This is a genomic window from Fischerella sp., from assembly GCF_013388695.1.
Lineage (GTDB): Bacteria > Cyanobacteriota > Cyanobacteriia > Cyanobacteriales > Nostocaceae > PCC9605.
Window position 1 is genome coordinate 21,122 of the sequence record NZ_JACAEU010000044.1, and the last position, 6,000, is coordinate 27,121.

Annotated in this window: 2 protein-coding genes; both read left to right on the top strand. The window is 44.6% G+C overall.

Going from position 1 to position 6,000, the window contains the following annotated elements:
• Positions 1–890: 890 nt before the first annotated feature.
• Positions 891–2,213: an efflux RND transporter periplasmic adaptor subunit gene (locus HXY43_RS07275; RefSeq protein ID WP_290881699.1), complete on the top strand. Its 1,323-nt coding sequence runs from the start codon at positions 891–893 to the stop codon at positions 2,211–2,213.
• A 440-nt stretch (positions 2,214–2,653) separates the two neighbouring features.
• Positions 2,654–5,824 carry an efflux RND transporter permease subunit gene (locus HXY43_RS07280; protein ID WP_290881701.1) on the top strand — a complete coding sequence of 1,057 codons (3,171 nt, stop codon included), beginning with the start codon at positions 2,654–2,656 and terminating at the stop codon, positions 5,822–5,824.
• The last annotated feature ends 176 nt before the right edge of the window (positions 5,825–6,000 follow it).

Sequence of the window (6,000 nt, forward strand, 5' to 3'; positions counted from 1 at the left end):
GTTAATACTAAAAACTCAATTTCTTATTATAAATAAGTGTATTTACCGTTGGGATTGTTAGCATAGCGGCGCTTTAGCAACTGGATCGTCAACACGCAAGCAGCAGTTCTATCCTACTGGCGTGTCAAGACTAAAATGTTGCATTATAGCTTTCTTGTGGGATGGGCTTCTAGCCCGTCCGGTGCGGACAGGATGTCCACACCACAAGATTTATATTTATGCACTAAATTAGTCCGGTCACGCTACTATGCCAATATCTTTTTATGCCTTTATTGCTTTCTAGATAAAAGAGGAACCAAGGCGAAGATACAGGTAGTTTCTTGATGGCGATCGCATGCACTTTTGACACAACCTTGGTAAAAAATATACATATTGGTACGCAATTTTTTTTGTTTAGCTCAATAAATATAAATACTCAACCCGCTTACAATTTTACTGCTCTTTTAAATCTATTATTCATCTATTACAGTAGTAATCTTAGGAAAGGCGGTCTAAATTGTAGCAATTTTTTAATTAAATTTGCATGATAACAAGCATCGATAGTTGCAAATCTTTTCTACTTTTACTAGATGAACAATAGCATAGTTTGAAAAATGAATTGTCAACAATAGTAACGCTTGGAGAAAGAGATTACTCTTGTTTAGAGGGCCCAGTGTCAGCTATTTGCATCATAGCAAGATTAGAACATTTTTCGCAAGAACAGAAAAGACAACAACATAGGTTTATTTGTAAACTAGATTTAATTATTCACCTTTGGGTAGATTAGACCACCTCTATCAAATAGTATATTTGAAGAACTAATATATACTTCCAAAGAATCATTAATCTCATATCAATAGTTGCATTTCTCTTTCATATATCGTTATTAGTTCTTAGTTTCTCTGCGAATTATGACATCCCCCGAGCCTAGCACTGAATTGGAAGAAAATCTTTCACAGCAAGAAATACAACCACCTCGCACAAAATATCCAAAATATCGGTGGCTTTGGTTATTGTTAGCTCTGCTGGCATTGGCGGGTGGAGGAGTTGCTCTGTGGCGTATGCTTAGTTCAGCAAATCAACCACCTGTAGGTGCCAATGCTCAACCACCACCAGTATCAGTCAAGGTAGCCGCAGTACAAACAGGTCAAATTGAAGACAGTCAGGAATTGATCGGCAGCTTAGAGTCACGCCGCTCGGTGACACTTCAGCCGAGAGTTCAGGGTCAAGTAACTCGAATATTTGTCAAAGAGGGAGAAACAGTCAAGACAGGCGATCCAATCATTCAAGTAGATCCAAGAGAGCAACAAGCAGCAGTTAGTGGTGTGAATGCTGCTGCCGAAGCGGCGCGATCGCAGTTAGAAAATGCCAGAGCTACCCTCAGATCCTTAGAAGCAGACAGACAATCTTTCCTTGCTGATGTGAAATTGAACCAGCAGGAGTACGATCGCTATACAAATCTTGCTAATGAAGGAGCCGTATCTCGACAAACTAGAGAACAATATGCTAATAGACTCGCGACAGCCCGAGCTGCCTATAATGCGAACGAATCTAAAATTAAAGCTCAGCAAGCTGCTGTTGCCCAAGCACAAAAATCTCTCCAGCAAGCATTAGCCAATACTAATCAACAAAAAGTCCAACTCCAGTACTACAGAATTACTGCTCCTTTTGCTGGTACAGTCGGCAACATTCCAGCAAAAGTAGGTGACTTTGTCAATACTTCCACACAGCTAGCAACCGTCACTCAAAATCGACCATTACTAGTAAATATCTCTGTACCTGTTGAACGTGCATCCCAACTGCGTCAGGGAATGCTGGTAGAGTTAATGGATGCTCAAAATCTTACCATCGGCACTAGCCGAGTAACTTTTATTTCTCCAAAAGCAAGCAATCAAGATCGCTTGATACTGATTAAAGCCCTATTTAACAACGAAAAAAATCAACTACAAGCAGATGGATATGTCAAAGCTAGAGTGATATTTAGTCAGCGTTCTGGAGCAATAATTCCAACTACTGCCGTAGCTCGTGTAGCTGGGCAAAACTTTGTCTATGTAGAACAAATGCAACAATCACCACAAGGAAAGCCCCAACTAGTAGCTAAACAAAAGCGTGTCAAATTAGGCAATATCAAAGGTAATGATTACCAAGTCCTAGAAGGATTGCAGCCAGGAGAAAAAATTATCGTCTCTGGGCTACTCAATCTTAAGGATGGAGTTCCCATAAATCCTGAGTAGGTTGGTTGTTGGTGAGCCAGCGCGCTCCAAAGGGGGTCTCCCCCATGTAGACGCCCGCAGGGCTTCTCGTAGAGTACTCGGAGGGTTGTTGGTTGTTGGTTGTTGGTGAGCTAGCGCGGTGAGACCAGGCCCCCCCAGAAGGCGGTCTCGGTCACGTAGAGGCGTAGCGGTGAGCAGCGCGCATAAAGGGGGTTCTCCCTCATGTAGACGCGCGCACAGCGGCTTACCCTACGGGAAGTCGCTGTGCGCTGGGAGTGCAGGGTACGACTGGCGTACACGTGTAGACACGAAGTGGCTTCTCGTAGAGTAGCGGGTTCTCGTCAGAGTACCCGGAGGATGGTTGGTTGTTGGTTGTCGTTCTCCCACTCTCCCACTCTCTCCCCTCTCTCCCTTGCCCTTTTCCCATTCCCTGTTGCCCATTTCCTCTTGCCCATTTCCTTATGTTTGTTGATTTCTTTATTAGGCGACCTGTTTTTACCAGTGTCTGCGCTATTATCATTCTGCTTGTAGGAGCAATTAGCATTCCTACCCTACCTGCGGAACAGTACCCAGAAATTAGTCCAACTCAAATTGAAGTTACTGCTAACTACGTCGGTGCTAGTGCTGAAGTTGTGGAAAACACCGTCACAACTGTCTTAGAACGACAGATTAATGGTGTCGAAGGCATGAAGTACATGAATTCTAGTAGCAGTAACAATGGCACCAGTACGATTACAGTCACTTTTGACGCATCGCGGGATGCAGATATTGCTGCCGTTGATGTGCAAAATCGCGTGTCGCTAGCTGAACCGCAACTGCCAGAACCAGTTAGGCAAACAGGAGTTACCGTCAGAAAGCAATCTACTAACATCCTCCTAGCGATGGGACTGTACAGCGACGCAGGAGAGTACGACACCGTATTTTTAAGCAACTACGCCGACCTCTATATAGCAGATGCCCTCAAAAGAATTAACGGTGTGAGTGAGGCGCGGATTTTCGGGGAACGCCGCTATGCCATGCGTCTATGGCTCGACCCGAGCCGACTTGCCAGTCGCAACCTCACTGCTCAGGATGTGATTGATGCGCTAGAAGAACAAAACTTGCAGGTGGGTGCTGGACAAATCGGTCAGCAGCCAACGCCACAAGATCAGATGTATCAAATAGACCTGCGTGCTATCAGCAGACTCGTTGACCCCTCAGAATTTGCAGAGATTGTCATCAAAACTGGTGAGGGTGGGTCGTTAATTAAGCTGAAGGATGTAGGAAGAGCAGAACTAGGAGCCGAGAATTACAACTCCTTCCTGCGATTTCGAGGCAAAGAGGGCGTAGGTATTGGTATATTTACTAGTCCAGGAAGTAACGTATTAGACGTTGCCAAAGCAGTCAAAGCCGAAATGGCACGACTTGCTGAAAAGTTTCCACCAGGCATGGAGTATCAAGTTGCCTTTGACACAACAAGTTTCGTAGAAGCCTCACTCTCGGAAGTGGTCTCGACTTTGTTGATGGCGATCGCTCTGGTGATCCTGGTCATTTTTATTTTCTTACAGGATTGGCGCACCACATTAATTCCCGTCGTTACCATTCCCCTAGCATTAATTGGTACATTTGCCTTTGTCAAAGCCTTTAATTTTTCCATCAACACCTTGACATTATTTGGTCTTACCTTGGCAACAGGGATGGTAGTTGATGACGCCATTGTCGTAGTTGAAGATATTTCCCGCTTGATTCAGGATGAGGGGATGTCACCGCGTCGAGCGGCTTCAGCAGCAATGCATGAATTATTCGGAGCAGTAATTGCTACCTCTTTAGTACTGATGGCTGTATTTGTCCCTGTCGCCTTCTTCCCAGGAGCTACTGGACAAATATACAAACAATTTGCTTTGACAATCGCTTTTTCTATCACTATTTCTACCTTTCTTGCTATTACCCTCACACCTTCTCTTGCTGGTTTGTTACTGCGTCGCAGACCTAGACAACGCGGTATCCTGGGTTGGATTTTTGGCAAGTTTAACTCTTTGCAAGACTCAATGCGAAGAGGGTATGAGTGGTCACTCAATCGCCTGGTAAGGATCAAAGCAATTGTCATCGGGCTGTTTGTCGTCTTCTTAGGACTGACAGCATGGCTTTATACCTACGTACCAACATCATTTCTTCCTGATGAAGACCAAGGTTATTTCATCACCATCATTCAAGGCCCGGAGGGTGTATCACTTAATTACACCAGTAAAGTGATGCGACAGGCAGAAGCAGAAATTCTCAAATTGCCGGAAGTCACAGGTACTTTTGCCGTAGGTGGGTTTAGTTTTAGTGGTAGCACTGCTAACAATGGTGTGATTTTTACAACTCTCAAACCCTGGGATGAACGCGATCGCTCAGCACAGGAAATCATCGGCAATCTACAGGGTAAATTATCAGGAATTACGGAAGCGAGAGTGTTGCCGGTTAACCCTCCCACAATTCGAGGTTTAGGTAGCTTTAGTGGTTTCCAATTTCAGCTACAAGACAGAGGAGGTAACACCGATTTAGCAACCATGCTTCAAGTCATGGGTCAGTTAATTCAGCAAGGCAATCAAACACCAGGATTGCAAGCTGTATTTAGCACATTTGCTGCTAATACGCCGCAAATGTTAATTGAAGTAGACCGCAACCGTGCTAAAGCCCTACAAATAGACGTTGATGATATCTTTAACACTCTCCAGAATTACTTAGGTTCGCGATATGTCAACGACTTTAACTTTGAACGGCGGACTTACCGGGTATACATCCAAGCTGATGCTCAGTATCGCTCCAACCCAGAAGATATAGGGAAATTGTACGTTCGCTCTGCCAACGATCAAATGATTCCTCTGAGTGATGTTGTTAAGCTTACTCCCACTACCGGAGCGCAAACAATCAATCACTACAATTTGTTCCGCTCAATTGAAATCAACGGCTCACCAGCTCCTGGTAAAAGTTCCGGACAAGCAATTCAAGCAATGGAGCAACTGGCACAAAAAGTGTTACCAACAACTTTTGGTTACGAATGGACGGGGATAGCTGCGGAAGAAAAAACATCTGGCGGTCAAGCACCCCTGATTTTTGCCTTGGGACTTGTTTTCGTTTTCTTAGTACTAGCTGCTCAGTACGAGAACTATGTTGATCCGTTGATTATTATGCTATCGGTTCCCCTTGCTATCTTTGGGGCGCTGTCAGCACAATCGCTGCGGGGTCTAGAGAACGATATTTTTTGCCAAGTTGGTTTGGTGATGCTGATTGGTTTGGCAAGTAAGAACGCGATTCTAATTGTGGAATTCGCCAATCAGTTGCACGAACAAGGTCTGCCGATCGCCAAAGCCGCAGTACAAGCAGCACAAGAACGCTTGCGACCAATTCTGATGACTGCTATTTCGACACTATTAGGTATTTTCCCCTTAGTCATTGCCACAGGCGCAGGTGCGGGTAGCCGCCAATCTCTCGGTACAGCCGTGTTTGGCGGGATGCTAATTGCTACGTTCTTGAGTTTGTTTGTAGTGCCAATCTTATATATCGTGATTGGGAATTTGCGCGATCGCTTTATCTCACCTCGTCGTCCACCCCAACAACCACCACATTTAGAGGACGATAGCCGAGTTACTACTGAAATCTATCGATAAATTCACGTCATTACAAACCCGATTTTTTCAGAAATCGGGTTTGTTTTTGTCCAAAACTTCAAGGGGTGACAAGCGAGCTAAAGTGCTTGCTGTATAAGCTTCATAGCCCTTAAACCTCGCCGATAATATGCTTGCTTATTGCGACTCAAACCGAGCAGTTCCTCGACCCATGCTTG